Genomic DNA, 24,132 nt, shown 5'->3' with positions numbered 1-24,132 from the left:
GAGGGCCATCTCGAATTCCTCACGCTTTTGCGTTAGCCCCATCGGGCGCGCGGCACCGTCGCCGCAGTGCAACAGCGGGTCCCTGAGGCAGGGCCGGAGGCGCCACGGTTCGGCCGTTCTTCGCCTCGCAGGGCCCGCAGGTCGTTGAAGGCAGGGCCGGTTTTCCGGCGACGGCGCAGCGTCGATCATCGGCCGCGGCGCCGGAAGGGGATGGGTTTCATGGCGCCGATGTTGCGGCTCTACAACACGCTCAGCGGTGCCAAGGAGGCGTTCGCGCCGATCGATCCCGCGCAGGTGCGGATGTATGCCTGCGGCCCGACCGTCTACGACGCGGCCCATATCGGCAACGCGCGCCCGATCATCGTCTTCGACCTGCTGTTCCGGCTGCTGCGCCACCTCTACGGGCCGGCGCATGTCACCTACGCGCGCAACGTCACCGACGTGGACGACAAGATCAACGCCCGCGCGGCCGAGCGCGGCATCACCATCCGCGAACTGACCGACGGCACGCTGGAGCAGTTCCACCGGGACCTGCGCGATCTCGGCGTGCTGAGCCCAGAGGACGTGAACGTGCCGGGCGAGCCGCCCCGCTTCATCGAGCCCCGGGCCACCGATCACATCGGCGAGATGCGCGCGATGATCGACGCGCTGGTCGCGGGCGGCCACGCCTACGTGGCCGAGGGGCACGTGCTGTTCGACGTGCCGGCCATGCCGGATTACGGCCGCCTGTCGAAGCGTCCGCTCGACGAGATGGAGGCCGGCGCCCGGGTCGAGGTCGCGCCCTACAAGCGCTCGCCCCTCGATTTCGTGCTGTGGAAGCCGTCGAAGCCCGGCGAGCCGTCCTGGCCGTCACCCGCCGGCATCGCCGAGCCGGGGCGACCGGGCTGGCATATCGAGTGCTCGGCCATGTCGGCCAAGCACCTCGGGAAAACCTTCGACATCCATGCCGGCGGCATCGACCTGATCTTCCCCCACCACGAGAACGAGGTGGCGCAATCGCGCTGCTGCTTCGGGACGCCGGTGATGGCCAATGTCTGGCTGCACAACGGCTTCCTGCAGGTGGAGGGCGAGAAGATGTCGAAATCGCTCGGCAACTTCATCACCATCCGCGACGTGCTGAAGGACTGGCCGGGGGAAGTGGTCCGCCTGACCATGCTGAAGACGCATTACCGGCAGCCGATCGACTGGACCCTGCGCGGTCTCGAGGAATCGAGCCGGGTGCTCGACCGCTGGTACAATGCCGCCGGGGATACACCGGCCGCCGAGACGGTGCCGGCCACGGTGCTCGACGCGCTGTGCGACGACCTCAACACGCCGGCAGCGATCAACGCGCTGCACGGATCCGACGAGGCGGCTGCGCTGCGGGCCGGCGCGAACCTGTTCGGCCTGCTCACGCGCACCCGCAGCGACCGCGAGCAGGATCAGGTCGCCGCGGCCGGGATCGATGTCGCCGCCGTCGAGGCGCTGATCGCCGAGCGCCGGGCCGCCCGGGCGGCCAAGGACTGGGCGGCCTCCGACCGGGCCCGCGACGCGCTCGCCGCCATGGGCGTATCGGTGAAGGACAACAAGGACGGCACCAGCACCTGGACCGTGGCGCGCTGAGCGGACCGCGTCCACGCGCCCGCTTGCGTCGGCCGCTCCGCGCCGCATCTGTGGTTGCGGGGGCTCGGGCAGTTAAGGTTCGCGCGTGACGACCACCACAATCAGGACCATCGGGACGCGGCTCGCAGGGGCGGCGCTCGCAGCGACGATCGGGTTCGGGTCGGCCGGGCCGGCCGCCGCCATCGACGGCGGGGCGCCCGCGGGGCGGGACGCGCTGGCGCAGGCCACCGTCGCCATCGGGACGATCACCCAGCCCGAGGAGGCGCTGAGGCTCACGCGCTGCACCGGGATCCTGATCGCCCCGGACCTGGTGCTCACCGCGGCGCATTGCGTGAACGGCGATCCGCTCGGCGCGCTGGTCGTGTTCTTCCGCGGCACCGAGCCGGCGCGGCCGGTCTACGGCGCCCGGGTCGCCGCGCGCTACAGCCCCGATCCCGGCGAGATGCTGCCGAACGCGGCGCCCGACGTGAGCCTCGCCGACCTGTCCCTCGATCTCGCGGTTCTGCGCCTGACCGAGCCGGTGCGCGACCGGCGCCCGGTGCCGCTCGCGGCCGATCTCCGCCGTCTGCCCAAGACGCTTCGGATCGCGGGGGCCGGCCTGTCCGGGCGGGGCGTCGGGCGGTTGCGCACCGCGACCCTGACCCCGGTGGCGGCCAGCAACACCGGCCTGACCATCGCCCGGGCGAACGGCGCCCGGATCTGCTTCGGGGATTCCGGCGGGCCCGTCGTCGCGCAGGATCGCGGCGGGACCTATGTCTGGGGCGTCGCCAGCGCGGTGATCACCCGCACCGCGCCCTGCGGCGGCTACGTCGTGGTCGCGCCGGCGGCCCAGGTCTTTTCCACGACCGGGGTTCGGTAGGCCTCAAGTCGGCAGCGTCTTTTTCCGAAAGCCGGCAGCCACCTTTCGGGACGATGCGCAAAAAACGAAAACCCCGCGCGGCCGAGCCGCACGGGGTTTTTCGAGAGGCACGCTGACCCGGGTGTATCAGACCGCCATGCGCTCCTCGGCGTCCATCGGCTCGCGCAGCACGTAGCCGCGGCCCCAGACGGTCTCGATGTAGTTCTTGCCCTGGCTGGCGTTGGCGAGCTTCTTGCGCAGCTTGCAGATGAACACGTCGATGATCTTCAACTCGGGCTCGTCCATGCCGCCGTAGAGATGGTTGAGGAACATCTCCTTGGTGAGCGTCGTGCCCTTCCGGAGCGAGAGGAGTTCCAGCATCTGGTACTCCTTGCCGGTCAGGTGCACCCGCGCGCCGCCGACCTCGACCGTCTTCTGATCGAGGTTCACGATCAGGTCGCCGGTGGTGATCACCGACTGGGCGTGGCCCTTCGAGCGGCGCACGATGGCGTGGATCCGGGCCACCAGCTCGTCCTTGTGGAACGGCTTGGTGAGGTAATCGTCGGCCCCGAAGCCCAGACCCTTCACCTTGTCCTCGATCCCGGCCATGCCGGAGAGGATCAGGATCGGCGTCTTCACCTTAGCCACCCGCAGGTTGCGCAGGACCTCGTAGCCCGACATGTCGGGCAGGTTCAGATCGAGGAGGATGATGTCGTAATCGTAGAGCTTGCCGAGGTCGATGCCCTCTTCGCCCAGGTCGGTGGTATAGGTGTTGAAGTTCTCGGACTTGAGCATCAACTCGATGCTCTGCGCGGTCGCGCTATCGTCCTCGATCAAAAGTACCCGCATCGTCGGTCCCCAGCCCAGCCGGCCGCATCAGCGCGCAGACACGTCCCCACCGATCACCCGCCACCGGCCTGTGGACGGGCGCTCCGTCGCTCTTGACGTGGAACGCTATGGATTAATCGTTAACAAAACCTGATTCCCACCCGCAAGCGTCTCGTTCACCGGCCCGTGAGCTTGACGGGAGGAATAGGGTTCCTCCACGGCGCCCGGGGCCATGATTCCGCTCCATTCGCGACCGGGACGCCCACGCGTTTGGGCGTAAGTGTCTCCCCCGAAACGACCCGGTCCCGGCTGTGTCCCTGCGGACACAGCCCCACGACTTCGTGAAGTCCGGCTGACGCCGGAGCCCGGACCGGGCCGCTACGAGCCCGATGACCGCAGTGTTAAGGAGGCCGGTAAACGAAGCGTTGAGAGCCAAGCCGATGACACAGGATCCGGCAAGGTCCGTTACCAACCTCGCCGCGGCCCAGGCAGCCCTAGACCGGATCGAGGTGCTCGAGACCTTCGGCCGGGTCGTGGCGATCCGCGGGCTCCTGGTCGAGGTCGCGGGGCCGGTGGCCGCCATGCGGCTCGGCGGCCGGATCGACGTGGAGGGCGCCAACGGCCTCGGGCTGGTGCCCTGCGAGATCATCGGCTTCCAGGGCGACCGCGCCCTCGCCATGCCGTTCGGCTCCCTGGAAGGCGTCCGCCGCGGCTGCCCGGCCTATGTCCGCGACGAATCGGCGGGGGCGATCCGGCCGTCGAGCGCCTGGCTCGGGCGGGTGGTCGACGCGCTCGGACGCCCGGTGGACGGCCTCGGGCCCCTGCCGCAGGGACCGGACGTCTATGCGCTGCGCGCCGACCCGCCCCCGGCCCATGCCCGCACCCGGGTCGGGGGACCGCTGGACCTCGGGGTCCGGTGCATCAACACCTTCCTGACCATGTGCGCCGGCCAGCGGATGGGCATCTTCGCCGGCTCCGGTGTCGGCAAGTCGGTGCTGCTGTCGATGCTCGCCCGCTACACCGCCGCCGACGTGGCGGTGATCGGCCTCGTGGGCGAGCGCGGCCGCGAGGTGCAGGAGTTCCTGCAGGACGATCTCGGCGCCGCCGGCCTGGCCCGCTCCGTGGTCGTGGTGGCGACCTCGGACGAGCCGGCGCTGATGCGCCGCAACGCCGCCTACGTGACCCTCTCGGTCGCCGAGCATTTTCGCGACCAGGGCGCGAAAGTGCTGTGCATGATCGATTCGATCACCCGCTTCGCCATGGCCCAGCGCGATATCGGGCTGGCCGCCGGCGAGCCGCCCACCGCCAAGGGCTACACGCCCACGGTCTTCTCGGAATTGCCGCGGCTTCTGGAGCGCGCCGGACCCGGGGTCGGCCTCGGCACGATCTCGGCGCTGTTCACCGTGCTGGTCGAGGGCGACGACCACAACGAGCCGGTGGCCGACGCGGTCCGCGGCATCCTCGACGGACACATCGTGATGGAGCGGGCCATCGCCGAGCGCGGGCGCTATCCGGCGATCAACGTGCTGCGCTCGGTCTCCCGGACCATGCCGCGCTCCTGCGATCCGGCCTACCTGCCGGTGGTCCGCAGGGCCCGCCGGGTGCTCTCGACCTACGCCGACATGGAGGAGCTGATCCGGCTGGGCGCCTACCGGGCGGGCTCGTCCCAGGAGGTCGACGAGGCGGTGGCGCTCATGCCGGATCTTGAGGCTTTTCTGGGGCAGGGTAAGGAAGAAGCAACGTCCATCAGCGATGGTTACGCCCGGCTCAGCCAGATCGTCGGCGGGGCCTAGGCATCATGCAGCGAAGCGGTAACCGCTTGGGTGCATTGAGTGATGCGGAACCAGGGTCTGAGCAGGTTCGCCGTCGCGATCCTGCTTAGGGCACGGGCCGGGCATGGTCCCTGGCGCGGCCCCGAGCGTTGCGTGGAGTGAGCGTCCCAATGAAATCGCGTGACACGCTGATCCGGCTGCGTCGCTTCCAGGTTGATGAGAAGCGGCGGCGTGTGACCCAGATCGAGATGATGATGGCCGACTTCCAGCGCATGGCGGTGGAGCTCGACCGGGAAGTCGCCGTCGAGGAGGCCCGCGCCGGCATCACCGATGTCGGGCATTTCGCCTACCCGACCTACGCGCGCGCCGCCGCCGGCCGCCGGGACAACATGCGCCAATCCGCCCAGGCGCTGGAAGGCCAGCTGGCCGAGGCCAAGGCCGAGCTCGGCGAGGCCTTCGAGGAGCTGAAGAAGGTCGAGATCCTGAACGACCGGGAGCGCACCGCCGAGCGCGCCGCCGAGGCGATCCGCGACCAGGCCGCGATGGACGGAATCGGCCTCAACCGCGCCCGCGGCTGAGGCGCCCGCTCGGGCCTCGCGCACCCGCGCGTTGCGCCCTCCGAGGGCCTTTTCGCCGAGTCCGTGTGTGATGTGCCGGCAACGCGGCACGAAACCGTCACGATCACCTGACAAGGGGGATCGCGATGGCCTCGATCCGCTTGCGGCGCATTGCATGGCGGCGCATCAGGGGCTCTCCCCGGGGCGTCGGTGTACATGAAGAAGCTCAGCGAGTTCATCTGGCCGTTGATCGGCCTCGCAGCGGTCGTGGTATCGGGCTACTTTCTCTACCAAGAGCTGAAGACCACATCGCTGGCGGCGATCTGGTCCGCGATCCTGGCGATCCCCCCGCATCGCATCCTGCTGGCGGCGATCTCGACCCTCGTGGCCTACGCGGCCCTCGCCTGGTACGACCGGATCGCGCTGCTGCATCTGGGCGTGCGCCACATCTCGTGGCTGTTCGTCTCGCTCTGCTCCTTCACCACCTACGCGCTGTCGCACAATATCGGCGCCTCGGTCTTCTCCGGCGCCCTGGTGCGCTACCGGGCCTACACGGCCAAGGGCCTCTCGGCCGCCCAGGTCGCCGTGCTGGTGGCCCTGTGCTCCTTCACGTTCTTCCTCGGCACGGTCCTGCTCGGCGGCTTCACCCTGGTGGTGGACCCGAACCTGCTGACGCGCCTGGAGGGCAAGCTCCCTGGCTTCCTGACCGATCCGAAGACGGCGCTGGTCGTCGGCTTCTGCATGCTGGGCTTCGTGGCGCTCTACGTGCTCGGCTCGATCCTGCGCCTGCGGCCGCTGCACATCCGCTCGTTCAAGCTCGAATATCCCCGGCCCGGCATCATGGCGCGCCAGCTGCTGGCGGCGCCGCTGGAGCTGCTGGGTGCCGCGGGCATCATCTACTTCGCCCTGCCGGAGGCGATGAACCCGGGCTTCATCCCGGTTCTGGCGATCTTCCTCGCCTCGTTCTCGGTGGCGCTCGCCTCGCACGCCCCGGGCGGCCTCGGCGTGTTCGAGATCGTGTTCATCACGGCGATGCACATCACCGACGACGCCCAGAAGGACGCGATCATCGCGGCGGTGATCATCTTCCGGATCTTCTATTTCTGGATCCCGGCGCTGATCTCGGTGATCGTGGTGGTGCTGTTCGAGCGCTCGCGCCTCGCCGCCGCCATCGCGGCACCCGCCGCGGTGCCCTCGACCGTGCCGGAGCCGCCGGTGGTCGTGCCGGGGCTCGACGCGCACGAGCTGGAGCGCGAGCTGAAGCAGAAGGCGGTCTGAGGCCGGCGGGCCGGGGGCGAGCGCTTGGCTCACGGCCTCTGCTGAACCGCGTCCCGATTGACGGATCATCCACTGCGTCATTCCGGGGCGCCGGAGGCGAGCCCGGAATCCAGATACGCCGACGGTGCCGGGTTTTGATCTGTCAGCGGTTATGGATCCCGGGTTCCGCTGCGCGGCCCCGGGATGACAAGGCGTCTGTTTCGCCGTCCGTCCAACTCTCAAATCGTTGGGCGACGAGCTTTGCCCGCCGCGCTGCCGGTTAGACCCCAGCCCGCCACCCCTCAGATCGACCCCACCGTGCGCAGCCGCGCCCGCGGGTGGATCTCCGCCTGGCTCATCACCGGGGTTTCGCGGCGGAAGCGCTCGATGATCGAGCGCACGAACGGCCGGGACTGGGCCGAGGTGACCAGAACCGGCATCTCTCCCTGGCGGGCGGCGGCCTCGAAGCGGTCGCGGACCGCGGTGACGAACTCGCTGAGCTTCGAGGGCTGCATCGCGAGGTAGCGCTCCTCGCGCTCGCCCACGATCGATTCCATGAAGGCCTGCTCCCAGGCCGGCGACAGGGTGATGATCGGCAGGGTGCTGTTCTGGTCCTGATACTGGGCGCAGATCTGCCGGCCGAGCCGTGCGCGGACATGCTCGACCACGTCGCGCGGGTTCTTCACCGCGCCGGCGACTTCCGCGATCCCCTCGACGATCGCCCCGAGATCACGGATCGACACGCGCTCGGAGAGCAGGAACTGCAGCACGCGCTGCACGCCGGTGGTCGAGATCTGCGAGGGCACGATCTCCTTGAGCAGCTCGGCATGCTCCTTGGGCAGCTCGCGCAGCAGCTTCGAGACCTCGACATGGTTGAGGAGCTCGGAGACATGGGCCTTGATCACCTCGGTGAGGTGGGTCGAGACCACGGTGGCGGCATCCACCACCGTGTAGCCCTTGAGCTGCGCCTGGTCGCGCAGGGACGCGTCGATCCATGTGGCGGGAAGGCCGAAGGTCGGCTCCAGCATGTGCTGGCCGGGTAGCTGGACCTGGCCGCCCATCGGATCCATGGCCATGAACTGGCCCGGGAAGATCCGGCCCGTGCCGGCCTCGATCTCCTTGACCCGGACCACGTAGGAATTGGCGTCGAGCTGGACGTTGTCGAGGATCCGCACCGACGGCATGACGAAGCCGAGTTCGGCCGCGAGCTGGCGGCGCAGGGCCTTGATCTGGTCGGTGAGCCGGTCCTGGCCCTCGCCGTTGACCAGGGCGAGGAGCGCGTAGCCCATCTCGAGCTTGAGGTCGTCGAGCTTGAGCAGGTCGGTGACGGTCTCCTCCTTGGCGGCGGTCGCGGCGGCCGCGACTGCCTTGGCGTCCATCGGCGCGCCCTGCGCGTCCAGCGGCGGGGCCTCCTTGGCGGTCTTGTTGGTGCGCCAGGCGGCGTAGCCGGCTCCGCCGCCGAGCAGCAGGAACGGCAGCATCGGCATGCCGGGCAGGAGCGCGATCAGGAACATCACGGCCGCCGACATGCCGAGCGCCTTGGGGTAATGCGCGAGCTGCTTGCCGAGCGCCTTGTCGGCCGAGCCGCGCACGCCCGCCTTCGAGACCAAGATGCCGGCCGCGGTGGAGACGATCAAGGCCGGGACCTGGCTCGCCAGCCCGTCGCCGATGGTGAGCAGGGTGTAGCTCTTGGCGGCGTCGCCGAAGCTCATGCCCTGCTGCGCCACCCCGATGACGATGCCGCCGACCACGTTGATGAAGGTGATCAGCAGGGCGGCGACCGCGTCGCCGCGGACGAATTTCGAGGCGCCGTCCATGGCGCCGAAGAACGAGGATTCTTCTTCCAGGGCGGCCCGGCGGGCTTTGGCGACCTTCTCGTCGATCAGGCCGGCCGACAGGTCGGCGTCGATCGCCATCTGCTTGCCGGGCATCGCGTCGAGGGTGAAGCGGGCCGCGACCTCGGCGATGCGGCCCGAGCCCTTCGTGATGACCACGAAGTTCACGATGATCAGGATCGCGAACACGATGATCCCGATGACGAAGTTGCCGCCCATCACAAAGTTGCCGAAGGCCTCGATGACGTGGCCAGCCGCCGCCGTGCCCTCGTGGCCATGGCCCAGGATCAGGCGGGTCGAGGCGAGGTTCAGCGCCAGCCGCAGCATCGTGGCGATGAGCAGCAGCGTCGGGAAGACGGTGAATTCCAGCGGGTTGTCGATCGACAGGCCGGTCATCATGATCAGCACCGAGGTGATGATCGAGACCGCCAGCAGCAGGTCGAGCAGCACCGCCGGCAGCGGGAAGATCAGGACCGCCAGGATGCCCATGACGCCGGTGGCGAACATGAGATCCGAGCGCTTGGACAGCGCGTGGAGGTCGCCGCGGGTCGGCAGCGCGAGCTGACTCAGGACCGAGGCGGCCCCGCCCATCGCCCCGCCCCTGGCCGGCGCGCTCGCCGTCTCCGCCATCGTTCTCGATCCATCGCCGCCCGCCCGGGGGAATCCCGGGGGCGGACCCGGCAAGATCTGCCGAGTGGATGGTTAGCGCGCCGTTAAGAACCGGGCCGGCGCGGGCGGAACCCGCATGGCTTCAGCCGCTTGTCCCGCCGCGGCATCGTCGTCGTGCAAACGGGCGGCAGCCCACCAATCGAGGGATCCCGCATGGCCGCCCGTGTCCTGACCGCCCTGTTCGACGAGTACGACACCGCCACCGGCGTGGTCGACCAGCTCGAGGCCGCGGGCGTGCCCCATGCCGATATCAGCATCCTGGCGAACCGGGCCGGATCGGACACGCCCCGGGATCAGCCCTTCGGCGATCCGAAGCCGGACGTGGTCGATCCGGTGGACGCCGCCGGGACGGGCGCGACCGTCGGCACCGTGCTCGGGGGCGGCGCCGGATTGCTGGCGGGGCTCGGGCTGCTGGCGATTCCCGGCCTCGGGCCGGTGGTTGCGGCGGGCTGGCTGATCGCGGCCGTGACCGGCGCGGGCGTCGGCGCCGCGGCGGGCGGGCTGATCGGCGGCCTTACGGGCGCCGGACTCACCGAGGGCGAGGCCGAGACCTATGCCGAGGGCGTGCGCCGGGGCGGGACCCTCGTGACGGTGCGGGCCGAGGACCACCAGGCCGACCGGGTGATGGCGATCCTCGATCGCGCCGGCTCGATCGACCTCGACGAGCGGGCCGAAGGCTGGCGCGCCGAGGGCTGGACCGGCGCGGCGGTACGCGGCTGAGCCGGGCCGAGCGCCGCGTCTCCTTCGACGCGGCGCAGAGTGCTTCGTCGAAGGCGCTCCGGCTCAGTTCATCATCTTCCGGGCGAACATCGAGGCGGCGAACAGCACGGCCGCGCCCGCGGTGACCAGGCTGATCAACAGGATCCGCCGCGGCTCCACCGAGGATTCCGCCTTCACGGGCTCGACGATCGGGCTGAAGAACTCGATCTGCCGGGCGGCGACGATGCGGGCGCGCTCGTGGGCGGTCAGCACCTGCTGGTAGTACTTCTCGGCGTTCTTGCGGTCGTTCTCGAGGGCCTCGAACCGGGTGAGCGCGTCCGAGAGCAGGCGCTTCTGCTCCGGATCCTGGCTGGCCGATTGCCGCTCGATCCGGGCGATGTTCTCGTCGAGATCCTTGATCTGCTGCTTGATGTCGATGATGCGGCGCGATTCCGGACCGAGGTCGCGCTGGCCGATGGCGAGCTGGACCGCAAGGTTGATGCGGGCCGCCCGCAGCTCGGACACGATCTTGAGGTTCGCCTCGTTCGACTTCTGGGCATCGAGCACGCCTTCGCGGTTGCGCAGGTCGCGCATCGCCAGGCGGATCTTGGTCATGCGATCTTCGGCGATTTTCAGCTCGCGGGAGCTCTCGGCGACCGCATCCTCGCGCGCCTTCACGCTGAGGTCGTTCACCATCCGCTCCGCCTCGGTCATCACGGCTTTCGCGATGGCGAGGGATTCGTCGGGGTCGAAGGCCTCGACCGTCAGCGACATGATGCCGGAGCCGGATTCGACGTCGACGCCGACACGCCGCTTCCAGTAGCGGAGGAACTTCTCGATCGGCTTCTCGGCGTCGAAGCGCGAGAAATAGTCGATGCTGTCGCGGCTGAACCACGCGCGGATCGGCAGCTTCGCCTCGATCGCCTCGATCATCGGCCGGCTGTGGATGTATTCGTTGGTGATCAGCGTGTCCTGCGCGACCATCTGGCTCGGGACACCCGACGAGGTGCCGACCGAGTCCGGCGCCGCCTTGTCGGCCGTGCCGAGCGCCGGGCGAATCGCGAACCGGGCCTCGCTGACGTAGCGGTCGGACGCGATCAGACCGAAATAGACCGCCCCGACCAAGGTCGGCAGCACGAAGCAGATCACGAACAGGATCGGGATCCAGGGATCGTTCTTGACGTGGCTCTGGTAGGACCGGATGCCCTTCTTGCGGTCGACGAACCGCGACATGCGGGCGATCTGCCGCAACGATTCGGTGACCGCCTGCTGGCGGTCCGCGGTCGTCAGCGGCTGCCCCTCGGCTTTCCGGATCTCCATATTCATGACCTGATCCCCGGCCTCCCCGGACTCGACGGCCGGCCCGTCACCGGGCCCTCGACCGCGCCGAAACACTCGCGTCGGATGCCTCTCGCACGGGGAGGCGGCAAAAGCATGTCTTCGCGGCTGCGATCATTCAGGCGTTGAGGCGCCGATAGACCTCGATCGCGTCGTTGACGTCCTCGTAGATGATCGCCCGCCCGTTGAGCAGCACGAGGCCCTGCGTACACCATTGGCGGATGGTCTCCATCGAGTGCGAGACCATGATGATGTCGGCGTTCTTGCGCCGCTGGGAGAAGACCTCGTCGCAGCGCTTCGAGAATCGCGCGTCACCCACGGAGGTGATCTCGTCGATCAGGTAGCAGTCGAACGGGATCGCCATACTCATGCCGAAGGCGAGCCGGGCGCCCATGCCGGACGAATACGTGTAGATCGGCACATCGAGATAGCTGCCGAGCTCGGAGAAGTCCTCCACGAAGTCGAGCACGCGGCGCGGATCCTCGCCGTAGATCCGAGCGACGAACATGACGTTGTCGCGGCCGGTCATCTTGGGATGGAAGCCGCCGGCGAAGCCCAGCGGCCAGGAGATCCGCAGGCCGCGATGGATCCGCCCCCGGGTCGGATCCTCGGTCCCGGCGATGAGCCGCATCGTGGTCGATTTGCCGGCGCCGTTGATGCCGAGGATGCCGTAGGAAATGCCGGGCTTCAGGGTGAACGATACCTGTTCCAGGATCGTCCGCTTGTGGCCGTCGGTGCGGTAGACCTTGCTGACTTTCTCGAAACGGATCACCGGGGTGGTCTCCAGGGCGGATTGCCGAAAAGTCGGCCCGTGCTGTCTGGCTGCGCGGCTCCTGCCCCCGGAAAGCGGCGAATCTGAGAAGGCCGGCCGGCGCTGGCCGCGCTCCTGAGCTCGCGCGAAAGCCGTCAGCCTCACCGCCCTGGCGATTACAGCGAAGCCAACCAGGGTAGCCCGCCGTTTCGAAGCGCGATGAATCGCGCGCTCATCCGGCTGCGCTCGCGGTGTCGATCCGGGCCGTCCGGCGGCCTGTTCCCGACAGCGATCTGGCTCGCGCCGGGTGACAACCGATTTGCAACAAAATGCCGTTTTGCGCCTTCGCGGTTGACGTCTGAGGGTATTTGGCATACCAGATACCAAGACGCACAGCGAGACGCGGCGACGAGTTCCGGGCCGACCGGAACTTTAGCGCCGTATCGCAGGGAGACCGCAATGACGGACCCGAGCTTCGTTGCCCCCGATACAGCCCGCATGCCGGCCGCCCGACATCGCCGCTGGGCCGTCCGTGTCGGACGCTGACACCATGCTGGACCGCCCCGCCGGGGACGACCTCACGGGACTCGTCGCCGCCATCGGCGACGCCGTGGTGGTGGCCGATCCGGAGGGGGCGATCACGGTCTGGAACCCGGCGGCCGAGCGGATCTTCGGCTTCACCGCGGCGGACGCCCTCGGGCAGACCCTCGATCTGATCACGCCGGAGCGCCACCGCCGCCGCCACTGGGACGGCTACGCCAAGACCATGCGGACCGGCACCACCCGCTACGGGGCCGAGACCCTGCGAGTGCCGGCAATCCACAAGGACGGCCGCCAGCTCTCCATCGCCTTCACGGTCGGGATGATCCGGGACGCGTCGGACCGGGTGACCGGCATCGTCGCGGTGATCCGCGACGAAACCGAACGCTGGAGCGAGGAGAAACGCCTCCGCCAGCGGGTGGCCGAACTCGAAGCCCTTCCGAACGGATCCTGACCGGAAACCGGGACCGTCCGAAGACCGCAATCCTCAACGCGCAAGGGAGAACGCCAGATGAGCAAGCCGTTGGACGGGATCAAGATCATCGATTTCACCCACGTTCAGGCCGGCCCCGCCTGCACGCAGCTGCTGGCGTGGTTCGGCGCCGACGTGATCAAGGTCGAGCGGCCGGGCGCGGGCGACGTGACCCGCACGCAGCTGCGCCACGTCGAAGATGCGGACGCGCTCTACTTCACGATGCTCAACTCCAACAAGCGCTCGCTGACGCTGGACACCAAGACCCAGGCCGGCAAGGAAGTGCTGGAGAAGCTGATCCAGGATTCCGACGTGATGGTCGAGAATTTCGGCCCCGGGGCGCTGGACCGGATGGGCTTCTCCTGGGCCCGCATCCAGGAACTCAATCCCGGGATGATCCTGGCCTCCGTGAAGGGCTTCTCCGACGGGCACCATTACGAGGACCTGAAGGTCTATGAGAACGTCGCCCAATGCGCCGGCGGCGCCGCCTCGACCACCGGCTTCTGGGACGGCCCGCCGACCGTCAGCGCCGCCGCGCTCGGTGATTCGAACACCGGCATGCACCTCGCCATCGGCATCCTCACGGCGCTGCACCAGAAGAACAAGACCGGCACCGGCCAGAAGGTCGCCGTCTCCATGCAGGATTCGGTGATCAACCTCTGCCGGGTGAAGCTGCGCGACCAGCAGCGCCTCGATGCGCTGGGCTATCTCGAGGAATACCCTCAATACCCGCACGGGGAATTCTCGGACGTGGTGCCGCGCGGCGGCAATGCCGGCGGCGGCGGCCAGCCCGGTTGGGTGCTCAAGTGCAAGGGCTGGGAGACCGACCCGAACGCCTACATCTACTTCACGATCCAGGGCCATGCCTGGGCGCCGATCTGCAAGGTGCTCGGCCGCGAGGATTGGATCACCGATCCCGCCTACAACACCCCGCGGGCCCGGCAGGACAAAATCTTCGACATCTTCAAGACCATCGAGGAATGGCTCGCCGACAAGACCAAGTTCGAGGCGGTGGACATCCTGCGCACCTACGACATCCCCTGCGCGCCGGTCCTGTCGATGAAGGAGATCGCCGAGGACAAGTCGCTGCGTGCCAGCGGCACCGTCGTCGAGGTGCCGCATCCGAAGCTCGGTAGCTACCTGACCGTCGGCAGCCCGATCAAGTTCTCCGACATGACCGTCGAGGTGAAGGCCTCGCCGCTGCTCGGCGAGCACACCGACGAGGTGCTGACCGGCCTCGGCTACAGCCCCGCGCAGATCCAGGCGATGCACGAGGCCCGCGCCGTCTGATAAGCGGCTCCGAACCTCTGCTAATCTGAGTCGGGACAGCGCGCCCTGCGCCGTCCCGACTCATGTGCACGATGCGGATCCGATGCGATCACTGCTCAGCCGCCTCCTTCCCGAGCTGACGCCGGTCAGCAAGCGCGAGCGTCTCCGCTCGGCCGCCGGCGCCCTGCTGGGGATCCTGGCCACCGGCCTGGTCTGCCGCGCCGCGATCGGGCCGGAGGCCGCCCCGGTCCTGATCGCCCCGATGGGCGCCTCCGCGGTGCTGCTCTTCGCGGTGCCGGCCAGTCCCCTGGCACAGCCCTGGTCAATCCTCGGCGGCAACCTCGTGGCCGCCCTGGTCGGCGTCACGGCCGCGACCTGGGTGCCGGACCCGTTCGTGGCGGCCTCCGTGGCCATCGGGTTGGCGATCGCCCTGATGATGGCCCTGCGCTGCCTGCACCCGCCGAGCGGGGCGGTGGCCCTGACGGCTGTTCTCGGCGGCCCGGCGATCCGGGAACTCGGCTACGGCTTCGTGCTCTGGCCCGTGGCGGCCAATTCGCTGCTGCTGCTGAGTGCGGCCCTGCTGTTCAACAACCTCACCGGCCGCGCCTATCCGCACCTGCGCCCGGCCGGCCCGCGGACCGACGACCGGGCGCCGGCGTCCCGCCTCGGCTTCCTGGCCTCGGACCTCGATGCGGCCCTGCAGGATTTCGACCAGCTGCTCGACGTCGACCGCAGCGACCTGGAGCAGATCCTGCGGCGGGTGCAGATGCGCGTCTATGGGCGCCGCCCGGGCCAGACCACCTGCGCGGCGATCATGTCCCGCGACGTGATCGGGGTCGCGCCGCACGATTCCCTGGCGCAGGCGCTGCACCTGCTGCGCCGCCACCGGATCAAGGCCCTGCCGGTCACCGACGAGCGCGCCCGGGTGCTCGGGATCGTCACGCAGACCGACCTGTTGGACAAGGCCGAATGGGACCGGAGCGGCCCGCGGCTGGGCCTCGGCCGCCGCCTGCAGCTGACCGTGGAGCGCGGGCGGGCGCCCCATGGCTGCGCCGCCGACATCATGAGTGCGGTCGAGCCCGTCACCCCGGACACGCCGCTGGCCGAGTTGGTGCTCCGGATGGCGGAGGCGGCCCTCCACCACCTGCCGGTGGTCGATCCGGATGGCCGGCTCGTCGGGATCGTCTCGCAGACCGATCTGATCCCGGCGCTGATGGCCGATGCCGGGCCCGGCGGTCCGGCGCGGGCCCGCAGGGCCGCGGATGCCGTGCCGGCCTGACCCGCCCGCTCAGCCCTTCCTGACGTTCCAGAATACCGGCACGCCGTCGAGCACCCCGGTCACAGAGGGCTTGTACGAGGTCTGGTTGAAATACTGCCCGAGCGGCAGGTAGGGCACGTCCGCGAAGGCCTGCTTCTGCAGGGCGTCCGCGAGCGTCTTGCGCGCGGCGGTGTCGGGAGCATCGAGCCATTCCTGGCGCAGCGTCTCGAGCTTCTCGCTGGTCGGCCAGCCGACCGGGGCGCTCGCGCCGGTCCCGCGCAGGAAGGCGCTGACCGCCGGGTTGGCTTGGTCGAGCCCGGCCCAGAAGGTGCAGAAGATGCTCCAGCCGCCTTGGGCGATCGGGTCGCGCTTGGCCCGCCGCTGGACCACCGAACCCCAATCCATGACCTGATAATCGACGTTGAAGCCGGCCCGAGTGAGCATGTCGGCCGCGACATCGCTCAGCGCCTTCAGGCTCGGGAAGTCGGAGGCGCCCATCAGCACCACCTTCTCGCCCTTGTACCCGGCCGCCGTCAGCGCCTTCTTGGCGGCGTCGAAGTCGCGCTTGCTCGTCAGCACGTCGAGGCCGGCCTCGCTCGCCATCGGCAGGCCGGGACAGAAGAAGCCGGCCGGCACGTGCCGCAGCTTCGGGTCGTCGCCGGTCACCGCCTGCATGAAGTCGGTCTGGTCGACCACCTTCAGCAGCACCTGCCGGATCGCCGGGTTGTCGAAGGGCGGCAGCAGCTGGTTCATGCGCAGGCAGCCAATCAGCCCGGTCGGGTCCTTGATCGAGGTCTTCAGGCTGCCGAGCGTCGGCACGAGGTCGGCGGGCGGCTGCTCCCACCAATCCATCTCGCCGGTCTGCATCGCCGAGGCGGCGGTGGCCTGATCGGGGATGACGTGCCACTCGACCCGGTCGAGGAAGGCGCGCTTGGGGCCCGAGGTCCATTGCGGCTCACCGCCCTCGCGCGGGACATATTTGTCGAAGCGCTCGTAGACGACCCGGGCGCCGACCATCCGCTCGTCGGCCTTGAACCGGAACGGGCCGCTGCCGACCATCTCGGTCACCTGCGTGAACGCGTCCGTCTTGGCGAGGCGTTCCGGCATGATCGCGCAGATCGGCGAGCCGACCTTGCCCAGCGCGTCGGGCAGGAGCGGGAAGGGCTTTTTCAGCCGGAACTGGATGGTCCGGTCGTCGGGGGCCGAGAGCTCGTCCGTGTAGGCCATGAGCGTCTGGCCCATCGGGTCGCGCTTGGCCCAGCGATTGATGCTGGCGACGCAGTCGCGGGCGAGCACGGGCGTGCCGTCGTGGAAAGTCAGCCCGGGCCGCAGCGTCATGCGCCACAGCTTGCCGTCATCCTCGACGACGTGGCCAGCGACCATCTGCGGCTGCGCGGCGTAGCTGGCATCGGTCCCGTACAGGGTGTCGAACACCGCGAGCCCGTGGTTGCGGGTCACGTAGGCGGTCGTCCAGATCGGGTCGAGCACCGTCAGGTCGGCCTGCGGGATGAACTTGAGCACCCGGGAGGCCGTGCCCTGGGCGAGTGCCGGGGCGGCGAGCGCCGCGCCCGACAGGGCCACGAAGGATCGTCTGGTCAGCATGTCGGCTCGCCCCTGCGATGCGTGTCGCCGAAGCTTAGCACGAGGCGGGCCACGGGGAGGGCGAGCGGCCCGGATCCGCGGGAGGATTACCGGTGGTTGTTGGCTATCTGGGGGACGAGGCTCGGGCCCTTGTCGATGCCTCAAGCGACGTGGCCCCAAAAACACCGTTCAGGAGCGGCGGCCGCTGGCCACAATGTCATTCCGGGGCGCCGCAGGCGAGCCCGGAATCCAGATGCGCTGACGGCGCAAGGCTTTGCTCCACCTGAGTTTCTGGATCCCGGGATCCGCTACGCGGCCCCGGGATGACAGGGTGGATGGTCCAACGCTCAAGACACTCTCGAACGTCTGCAGAACACATCGCCCCCTGAGAGGCGTGCGCCTCACGCCTTCTTCTTGATCCCGCTCTGCGGGTTGAGGCTGCCGATATTGCCGCTCTCGCTGCCGGCGGCCGGGTCGATCACGGCGTTGATGAGCGAGGGTCGGCTGGAATCCATGGCGGCGTTGACCGCGCGGGTCAGCTCGTCCGGCGAGGTGACGTGGTAGCCGTCGCCGCCGAAGGCCTCCATCATCTTGTCGTAGCGGGAATCCTTCACGAACACCGTGGTGGCCGGGTCGCGCCCGGTCGGGTCGGAATCGGTGCCGCGGTAGATGCCGTTGTTGTTGAACACGACGATGCAGACCGGCAGCCCGTACCGGCAGATGGTCTCGACCTCCATGCCCGAGAAGCCGAAGGCGCTGTCGCCCTCCACGCACAGGACCGGCTTGCCGGTCTCGACCGCGGCGGCGACGGCGAAGCCCATCCCGATGCCCATGATGCCCCAGGTGCCGACATCCAGGCGCTTGCGCGGCTGGTACATGTCGATGATGCCCCGGGCGAGGTCGAGGGTGTTGGCGCCCTCGTTGACCAGGATCGCGTCGGGCCGCTCCTTCACGATGGTCCGCAGGGCGCCGAGCGCCGCGTGGAAGGTCATGGGCGAGGCGTTGCTCATGAGCTTGGGCGCCATCTTGGCGATGTTCGCCTCGCGCTTGGTCTTGAGCGTGTCGATCCAGTCGACCGGGGGCTGCTGCCAGCCCTGGCCCATCCCGTCGAGGAGCGCCTGGACGCAGGAGGCGATATCGCCGACCACCGGGGCCACGATCTCGACATTCGAATCCATCTCGCGCGGCTCGATGTCGATCTGGATGAACTTGGTCGAGCCCGGCTCGCCCCAGCTCTTGCCCTTGCCGTGCGACAGCAGCCAGTTGAGCCGGGCGCCGATCAGCAGCACGACGTCCGAATCCTTGAGCGCGGTGGAGCGCGCGGCGCCGGCCGAGAGCGGGTGGGTGTCGGGCAGCAGCCCCTTGGCCATGCTCATCGGCACGTACGGGATGCCGCTGGTCTCGACGAGGGCGCGGATGGCGTCGTCGGCCTGGGCGTAGGCCGCGCCCTTGCCGAGCACGATCAGCGGCCGGCGGGCGGATTTCAGCACCTCCAGCGCCCGGGTGATCGCCTCGGGGGCGGGGCGCTGGGCCGGGGCCGGATCGATCACCTTCACCAGCGACTTCTGGCCGGCCTCGGCCTCCATCACCTGGGAGAACAGCTTGGCCGGCAGGTCGAGATAGACGCCGCCGGGACGGCCTGAGCAGGCCGCGCGGATCGCCCGGGCGACGCCGATGCCGATATCGGCCGCGTGCAGCACCCGGAAGGCCGCCTTGCACAGGGGCTTGGCGATGGCGAGCTGGTCCATCTCCTCGTAGTCGCCCTGCTGGAGATCGACGATCTCGCGCTCGGACGAGCCCGAGATCAGGATCATCGGGAAGCAGTTGGTGGTGGCGTTGGCGAGCGCGGTCAGGCCGTTCAGGAAGCCCGGCGCCGAGACCGTGAGGCAGATGCCCGGCTTCTGGGTGAGGAAGCCGGCGATTGCGGCGGCGTTGCCGGCATGCTGCTCGTGGCGGAACGACACGACCCGCATCCCCGCGGCCTGGGCCATGCGGCCGAGATCGGTGATCGGGATGCCCGGGACGCCGTAGATCGTCTCGATGCCGTTGAGCTTGAGCGCGTCGATGACGAGGTGGAAGCCGTCGGTGAGATCGGGCTCGGCCTCGATCTCGGGGGCGGTGTGGACGATCTTTGCCAGAGCGGTCATCGCTGTTTCTCCCGGAAATTCAGTGTCGGTACGGGGTGCTTTCGAGGTTTCTGTCAGGATCTCCGACCCGCTATCCGCATCCTGAGGTGCCCGCGCCGGCGGGCCTCGACGGAGCCCTCCTTCGAGGCCTCCGCTTCGCTTCGTCGCCTCAGGATGAGGGGAAGGGTAGGAGATCCGTGTAGGCCGAGCGTCGTTCGAGGGACGGCGTGATGTCAAAGGCCGTTCAGGCCGCCCGGATCGGCTGGGCGGCGAGCGCCGCGGGATGCTCGGCCTCGGCGAGGTAGCGGGCGCGCAGCGGCCGCAGCAGGAAGATCGCGAGCGCGGCGGCGGCGACGTTGAGCCCGATGATCAGTGAGAACACCGCCGACCACCCATAGGCCGCCGACAGGAGGCTGGCGAACGGCACCAGGAACGCCGCGGTGCCCTTGGCGGTGTAGAGCAGGCCGGCATTGCTGGCGGCGTATTTCGACCCGAACGTATCCCCGCAGGTCGCCGGGAACAGGGAGTAGATCTCGCCGAACACCCCGAAATACACCGCGGTGGCGAAGACGAACACCATCGGGTGGTGGCCGTAGGTGAGGAGGACGATCACCGCCAGGGCCGCCGTCGAGAAGGCGATGAACATCGTGTTCTCGCGGCCGATATTGTCGGAGACGTAGCCGAAGAACGGCCGGCCGAACCCGTCGAAGATCCGGTCGAGGGAGATCGCCAGGGTCAGCGCTGCCATCTGGAGGCCGAACAGGCTGACCGGCACGCCGGCGACGTGGAAATCCTGGGCGATCGGGGCGATCTGCGCCGCCGCCATCAGGCCCCCGGAGGCGACCATGACGAACATCGCGTACATCACCCAGAAGACCGGCGTGCGCACCGCCTCGCGGGGGCTGCGGTCGATCTTCGTCTGGGGCAGGCGCAGGCTCTTGCGCTGCATCGGCACGATGGTGGTCGGCTTGCGCAGCAGGAAGGCGAGGGCGAGCACGATGGCGCCCTGGCCGATCCCGAAATACAGGAAGGCGTCCTGATAGCCGCTGGAGGCGATCATCCGGGCGATCGGCACGACGGTGATTGCCGCGCCCGCACCGAAGCCGGCCGCGGTGGCGCCGGCGGCCAAGCCGCGGCGATGCGGGAACCACTTCAGCGCGTTGCCGACGCAGGTGCCGTAGACCGAGCCGGCGCCGATGCCGCCGACCACCGCGCCGAGATAGAGCAGCGCGAGGCTGTCGGCGTAGGCGTCGATCGTCCAGGCCAGGGCGATCATCACCCCGCCGAACGCGACCACGAGGCTCGGGCCGTAGCGGTCCACGAACCAGGCCTCCACCGGCACGAGCCAGGTCTCGGTGGCGACGAACAACGTGAAGGCGAGCTGGATCGCCGCCCGCCCCCAGTGGTAGCGCTGATCGATGGGGTCGACGAACAGCGTCCAGCCGTATTGCAGGTTGGCGATCATGGCCATGCAGATCACGCCGAAGGCGAGCTGCCACCATTTCGCCGACGGCGAATCCTGGCGTTCCATCCCTGAGCCTCTCTGGTGGGCAGCGCGTCCTTGAGCTGGCGCGTCTGTCTCGTGCAGGCTCAATCATGCATATTCGGCTCAGGCATGCAATATACCAGACCGATACGGCGGCGGTTCGCTGTCAGTCTCGGAAATATTGTTCCGTCTGCCGGTCAGGTCGCGCTGGGTCCCCAGCTGCCCAGCGTCGGCTCGTCCGCCGGGACAAGCGTCTCATCGATCTCCGGTATCCCGGCGGCATCCTCGGAGATGCCGATCACCGCGCGGGCCGCCTCCCAATCGGGATCATCCGCCACCTCCGACAGGACCCCGCGATCGAGGCCGGTGACGCGCCCGCGATCGAGGCGGACGAAAACGCGGCCGGTCTCGGCCCGGGCGAACCGGACCGCGTCCATCCGGCGAAGGCAGTCGCGCAGAAAGCTGGTGTTGGCCGCCGCCGCGAGGTCGACCCCGCGAAAGACTTCGTCGGGCCCGTGGGCGAAGATGTCGACCTTGCGAAACCGATCTATGTCGATCAGCCCCTTCACGTCGAGGATGTTGAGGACCCCGCCGGCCCCGAACGCGATGGTGCGCGGGCGCTCCCCCTGCGGGACGCTGTTGTCCAGGAACTCGCAGACCACCTGCTTGTCCCGGGCGAGCGCCCAGTTGAAGAACAGGCGCGGCATGCCGGTATAGGCCTCGACATTGTGGGCCAGCAGGTCTTCGACCGCCTTGAACCGGCCGAACTGCTCGCCGCGCTTGTAGGCGCGCTCCACCGTGTCGGCCGGCGGCGTCACCATGAACTGCATGTAGACCCGCTCGCCGAACCGGGTGAGCAACTGGCCGCCGCCATCCGAGCCGGCCTCGGCCTGGAAGCTGTCGAACCGGAACCGGTCGATCAGCAGGTTCGAGATCCGCCGCTCGGCCGCCTTGCGGGTGACGTAGCGGTCGAGCTTCATGTCGATCATCTCGACCTCGTAGCCCGTGAGCGTGCCGGCATACCGGGTCGCCGGGCCGAGGCTGTCGTAGTCGAGCAAAAACTTGCGCCAGACGTCCGGGGTGATCACCGCGAAGTCGGACCAGGCCATCCCGAGCCGCCGGGCCAGCCCGAGCTGGTAGGGCCGGATCGTGCTCTTGCCGGACGCCGAGGCACCCTTGACGTTCATCACCACCGGATGGGCTTGCGGCGCGAGACGCCGATAGCCGCGGGCCTCGACCACGGCGGCGATCCAGGGCTCGATCAGCTCGCCGATGCGGCGGCTGCCGTAGCCGTTCGAGACCAGGGTCCCGGCGATGCCGCGCAACAGGGCGGGATCGCGGATCAGCGTGTTCTGCCGCGCGAGGATCCCGGAGACGACGCCGCGCAGGGCCTCGCAGGCGGCGATCTCCAGGCCGTCGCCGGCCTGCAGCGCCCGGCCTTGCCAGGCCTCGAGGTGGTTCAGCGCCCGGGTCGCGGGATCCTGCCGGGGCGGCGGGCTCGGCGGTGGCGGGCGACGCCCGAGCAGCCGGTCGAGCCAGCCGGGCTCCGGGGCTGCCGGGGGCGGCGGGTCGTCGAGGATCGCGGCGATCTCGCGCCGGAGCACGGCGTCGGCCTCGGCGCGGAGCGCCGCCAGGGCTGCCTCGACCTCACCGAGCCGGGGCTCGATGCCCTCGCGCAGGATGGCGGCGACGATCGACCGGAAATTGACGCCGAGATCCGCATAGACCGCGCCCACCGGCACCGACAGGTCGGACATGACCCGGATCAGCACCTCGTGGACCACCAGGCGCCAGGGCCGGATCCGGGTGAGCTGGCGGGCCGGCAGGCCGCACAGGTCGCTCATCTCGAGGGCGTCGCGCAGCGGCGTCTCGACGTGCTCGGGGCGATAGACGGTGATCAGCGGGGCGAAGGCGGCCGGCAGGTCCGACTGGACGCCGGGATTCCAAGGCCCGGCGACCGGGGGAGCGGCGGCCGGTCCGGTCACGGATGCGCCCGGGCGGGGCGCAAGAGCCTCGGGCATCGTCCTGAAGATCGGATCCAGGACGATGCCCTCAGGTTTTGGTGGGGCATCGTCTGTTTTCGGGTGCCGGACAGTGTCTGTCCGGACGATGCCCTAAAAGACCTTCTGGAACCAGCCGTGCGAATCCTGGGTCGTGCCGCGCTGGATATCGACCAACATGCCCCGCAGCCGGCGGGCCACCGGTCCGGCCACCGCGTCGCCGATGGTGAAGTTGTCCTCGCGGCCCTTCACGGTGCCGATCGGCGTGATCACCGCGGCGGTACCGCAGGCGAAGGCCTCGGTGAGGCGGCCGGCGCGGACGTCGGCCCGCCAGGCGTCGACCGTGTAGGGCTCCTCCTTGACGGTGAGCCCCGCCTCGCGGGCCAGGGTGATCACCGAGTCGCGGGTGATGCCGGGCAGGATGCTGTCGGAGAGCGGCGGCGTCTGGAGCGTGCCGTCGGCGAACACGAAGAACACGTTCATGCCGCCGAGCTCCTCAATGTAGCGGCGCTCGGCCGCGTCGAGGAACACCACCTGCTCGCAGCCCTGGCGCGCGGCCTCGGCCTGCGCGGCGAGGCTCGCGGCGTAATTGCCGCCGCACTTGGCCGCCCCGGTGCCGCCCGGCGCGGCGCGGGTGAAATGCTCCGAGATCCAGACCGTGACCGTGCCGGTCGGGTCCTTGAAGTAGGAGCCCACCGCCGAGGCGATGGTGACGAACAGGTATTCCGAGGCCGGCTTCACCCCCAGGAACGCCTCGTTGGCGATCATGAACGGCCGCAGGTACAGGCTGCCGTCGGGCGTGTCGGGGATCCAGTCGCGGTCGATCTGCACCAGCTTGTGCATCGCCTCGACGAACGCTTCCTCGGGGAACGGCGCCATCGCCATGCGCTCGGCCGATTGGCGGAAGCGGCGGGCATTGGCGTCGGCGCGGAACAGGGCGGCCCCGCCATCGGCGGTGCGGTAGGCCTTCAGGCCCTCGAAGATCTCCTGCGCGTAGTGCAGCACTGCGGCGGCCGGATCGAGCGGGATCGCCTCGCGCGCCTGGATCCGCGCATCGTGCCAGCCGCGACCGGCCGAGTACCGGGCTACGACCATGTGGTCGGTGAACACCTTGCCGAAGCCCGGATTCTCCATCAGGGCAGCCCGCTCGGCGCTGGTCCGGCGGGCGGGATGGGCGTGGGTCTCGAACGTCAGGTCGCTCACGGGTGGGGTCCTCATAGACTCAAGCCCTTATGCCGCGCTCCGGCGGACGAA

The 24,132-nt window shown here is 69.2% G+C and carries 18 protein-coding genes; 9 read left to right on the top strand and 9 right to left on the bottom strand.

The genetic code is table 11. The features are described from left to right. The first annotated feature begins 219 nt into the window (after window positions 1–219). Together cysS and LGR69_RS16105 are read left to right on the top strand one after the other, a co-directional pair. A complete protein-coding gene (gene cysS / locus LGR69_RS16110) occupies window positions 220–1,602 on the top strand; it encodes a cysteine--tRNA ligase (RefSeq protein WP_230366634.1) in 1,383 nt (460 codons plus the stop codon). Window positions 1,603–1,687: 85 nt separating this feature from the next. Further along, window positions 1,688–2,461: a trypsin-like serine protease gene (locus LGR69_RS16105; RefSeq protein WP_230366633.1), complete on the top strand. Its 774-nt coding sequence runs from the start codon at window positions 1,688–1,690 to the stop codon at window positions 2,459–2,461. A 126-nt stretch (window positions 2,462–2,587) separates the two neighbouring features. On the opposite strand, the gene ctrA is transcribed toward LGR69_RS16105, so the two are convergent. Then, entirely contained in the window at window positions 2,588–3,289 is a 702-nt protein-coding gene (gene ctrA, locus LGR69_RS16100; RefSeq protein ID WP_007566477.1) for a response regulator transcription factor CtrA, read from the bottom strand. Window positions 3,290–3,708: 419 nt separating this feature from the next. Between ctrA and fliI the strand changes: the two genes are divergently transcribed. From fliI to LGR69_RS16085, 3 genes are all read left to right on the top strand, one after another. Next, window positions 3,709–5,061, top strand: coding sequence for a flagellar protein export ATPase FliI (fliI, locus tag LGR69_RS16095; protein WP_091863204.1), 1,353 nt, complete (start codon window positions 3,709–3,711; stop codon window positions 5,059–5,061). 149 nt (window positions 5,062–5,210) lie between these two features. Then, window positions 5,211–5,618 carry a flagellar export protein FliJ gene (fliJ, locus tag LGR69_RS16090; protein WP_007566480.1) on the top strand — a complete coding sequence of 136 codons (408 nt, stop codon included), beginning with the start codon at window positions 5,211–5,213 and terminating at the stop codon, window positions 5,616–5,618. 195 nt (window positions 5,619–5,813) lie between these two features. After that, window positions 5,814–6,875, top strand: coding sequence for a lysylphosphatidylglycerol synthase domain-containing protein (locus LGR69_RS16085; protein ID WP_007566482.1), 1,062 nt, complete (start codon window positions 5,814–5,816; stop codon window positions 6,873–6,875). A 281-nt stretch (window positions 6,876–7,156) separates the two neighbouring features. Here LGR69_RS16085 and flhA read toward each other — a convergent pair whose 3' ends face one another. Next, window positions 7,157–9,319 carry a flagellar biosynthesis protein FlhA gene (flhA, locus tag LGR69_RS16080; protein WP_091863202.1) on the bottom strand — a complete coding sequence of 721 codons (2,163 nt, stop codon included), beginning with the start codon at window positions 9,317–9,319 and terminating at the stop codon, window positions 7,157–7,159. A 192-nt stretch (window positions 9,320–9,511) separates the two neighbouring features. Between flhA and LGR69_RS16075 the strand changes: the two genes are divergently transcribed. After that, window positions 9,512–10,078, top strand: coding sequence for a hypothetical protein (locus LGR69_RS16075; protein ID WP_122161253.1), 567 nt, complete (start codon window positions 9,512–9,514; stop codon window positions 10,076–10,078). A gap of 63 nt (window positions 10,079–10,141) precedes the next feature. On the opposite strand, the gene LGR69_RS16070 is transcribed toward LGR69_RS16075, so the two are convergent. Together LGR69_RS16070 and LGR69_RS16065 are read right to left on the bottom strand one after the other, a co-directional pair. Beyond that, the gene (locus LGR69_RS16070; RefSeq protein WP_007566488.1) at window positions 10,142–11,383 is read right to left on the bottom strand and encodes a hypothetical protein; all 1,242 of its coding nucleotides are present in this window, start codon (window positions 11,381–11,383) and stop codon (window positions 10,142–10,144) included. Between the two features lie 130 nt (window positions 11,384–11,513). Continuing rightward, window positions 11,514–12,167 (bottom strand): ABC transporter ATP-binding protein, encoded by a 654-nt coding sequence (locus LGR69_RS16065; RefSeq protein ID WP_007566489.1) that lies wholly within the window; start codon window positions 12,165–12,167, stop codon window positions 11,514–11,516. Window positions 12,168–12,696: 529 nt separating this feature from the next. On the opposite strand from LGR69_RS16065, the gene LGR69_RS16060 reads away from it, so the two are divergent. From LGR69_RS16060 to LGR69_RS16050, 3 genes are all read left to right on the top strand, one after another. Then, a complete protein-coding gene (locus tag LGR69_RS16060; protein WP_007566491.1) occupies window positions 12,697–13,140 on the top strand; it encodes a PAS domain-containing protein in 444 nt (147 codons plus the stop codon). Between the two features lie 57 nt (window positions 13,141–13,197). Further along, window positions 13,198–14,448, top strand: a complete 1,251-nt coding sequence (frc, locus tag LGR69_RS16055; protein ID WP_091863200.1) for a formyl-CoA transferase — start codon at window positions 13,198–13,200, stop codon at window positions 14,446–14,448. An 82-nt stretch (window positions 14,449–14,530) separates the two neighbouring features. Continuing rightward, window positions 14,531–15,706, top strand: coding sequence for an HPP family protein (locus LGR69_RS16050; RefSeq protein WP_230366632.1), 1,176 nt, complete (start codon window positions 14,531–14,533; stop codon window positions 15,704–15,706). Window positions 15,707–15,715: 9 nt separating this feature from the next. On the opposite strand, the gene LGR69_RS16045 is transcribed toward LGR69_RS16050, so the two are convergent. From LGR69_RS16045 to LGR69_RS16025, 5 genes are all read right to left on the bottom strand, one after another. Then, complete coding sequence (locus LGR69_RS16045) at window positions 15,716–17,287, bottom strand: ABC transporter substrate-binding protein (protein ID WP_230366631.1); 1,572 nt, start codon at window positions 17,285–17,287, stop codon at window positions 15,716–15,718. A 380-nt stretch (window positions 17,288–17,667) separates the two neighbouring features. Then, window positions 17,668–19,413 carry an oxalyl-CoA decarboxylase gene (gene oxc, locus LGR69_RS16040; RefSeq protein ID WP_230366630.1) on the bottom strand — a complete coding sequence of 582 codons (1,746 nt, stop codon included), beginning with the start codon at window positions 19,411–19,413 and terminating at the stop codon, window positions 17,668–17,670. Between the two features lie 223 nt (window positions 19,414–19,636). Beyond that, complete coding sequence (gene oxlT, locus LGR69_RS16035; RefSeq protein ID WP_230366629.1) at window positions 19,637–20,923, bottom strand: oxalate/formate MFS antiporter; 1,287 nt, start codon at window positions 20,921–20,923, stop codon at window positions 19,637–19,639. A gap of 152 nt (window positions 20,924–21,075) precedes the next feature. Then, window positions 21,076–22,899 (bottom strand): zeta toxin family protein, encoded by a 1,824-nt coding sequence (locus LGR69_RS16030; RefSeq protein ID WP_230366628.1) that lies wholly within the window; start codon window positions 22,897–22,899, stop codon window positions 21,076–21,078. Between the two features lie 93 nt (window positions 22,900–22,992). Next, window positions 22,993–24,096 carry a branched-chain amino acid aminotransferase gene (locus LGR69_RS16025; protein ID WP_230366627.1) on the bottom strand — a complete coding sequence of 368 codons (1,104 nt, stop codon included), beginning with the start codon at window positions 24,094–24,096 and terminating at the stop codon, window positions 22,993–22,995. Window positions 24,097–24,132 lie beyond the last annotated feature (36 nt).

Source organism: Methylobacterium brachiatum (assembly GCF_020523825.1).
GTDB lineage: Bacteria > Pseudomonadota > Alphaproteobacteria > Rhizobiales > Beijerinckiaceae > Methylobacterium > Methylobacterium brachiatum.
Note: the sequence above shows the minus strand (reverse complement) of the source record. Positions and strands in the feature narration are given on the sequence as shown.

Excerpts from the sequence above, each read along its gene's own strand:
- cysS (WP_230366634.1), top strand. The coding sequence starts at position 220 with ATGGCGCCGATGTTGCGGCTCTACAACACGCTCAGCGGTGCCAAGGAG.
- ctrA (WP_007566477.1), bottom strand. The coding sequence starts at position 3,289 with ATGCGGGTACTTTTGATCGAGGACGATAGCGCGACCGCGCAGAGCATC.
- fliI (WP_091863204.1), top strand. The coding sequence starts at position 3,709 with ATGACACAGGATCCGGCAAGGTCCGTTACCAACCTCGCCGCGGCCCAG.
- fliJ (WP_007566480.1), top strand. The coding sequence starts at position 5,211 with ATGAAATCGCGTGACACGCTGATCCGGCTGCGTCGCTTCCAGGTTGAT.
- LGR69_RS16085 (WP_007566482.1), top strand. The coding sequence starts at position 5,814 with ATGAAGAAGCTCAGCGAGTTCATCTGGCCGTTGATCGGCCTCGCAGCG.
- flhA (WP_091863202.1), bottom strand. The coding sequence starts at position 9,319 with ATGGCGGAGACGGCGAGCGCGCCGGCCAGGGGCGGGGCGATGGGCGGG.
- LGR69_RS16075 (WP_122161253.1), top strand. The coding sequence starts at position 9,512 with ATGGCCGCCCGTGTCCTGACCGCCCTGTTCGACGAGTACGACACCGCC.
- LGR69_RS16070 (WP_007566488.1), bottom strand. The coding sequence starts at position 11,383 with ATGAATATGGAGATCCGGAAAGCCGAGGGGCAGCCGCTGACGACCGCG.
- LGR69_RS16060 (WP_007566491.1), top strand. The coding sequence starts at position 12,697 with ATGCTGGACCGCCCCGCCGGGGACGACCTCACGGGACTCGTCGCCGCC.
- frc (WP_091863200.1), top strand. The coding sequence starts at position 13,198 with ATGAGCAAGCCGTTGGACGGGATCAAGATCATCGATTTCACCCACGTT.
- LGR69_RS16050 (WP_230366632.1), top strand. The coding sequence starts at position 14,531 with ATGCGATCACTGCTCAGCCGCCTCCTTCCCGAGCTGACGCCGGTCAGC.
- LGR69_RS16045 (WP_230366631.1), bottom strand. The coding sequence starts at position 17,287 with ATGCTGACCAGACGATCCTTCGTGGCCCTGTCGGGCGCGGCGCTCGCC.
- oxc (WP_230366630.1), bottom strand. The coding sequence starts at position 19,413 with ATGACCGCTCTGGCAAAGATCGTCCACACCGCCCCCGAGATCGAGGCC.
- oxlT (WP_230366629.1), bottom strand. The coding sequence starts at position 20,923 with ATGGAACGCCAGGATTCGCCGTCGGCGAAATGGTGGCAGCTCGCCTTC.
- LGR69_RS16030 (WP_230366628.1), bottom strand. The coding sequence starts at position 22,899 with ATGCCCGAGGCTCTTGCGCCCCGCCCGGGCGCATCCGTGACCGGACCG.
- LGR69_RS16025 (WP_230366627.1), bottom strand. The coding sequence starts at position 24,096 with ATGAGGACCCCACCCGTGAGCGACCTGACGTTCGAGACCCACGCCCAT.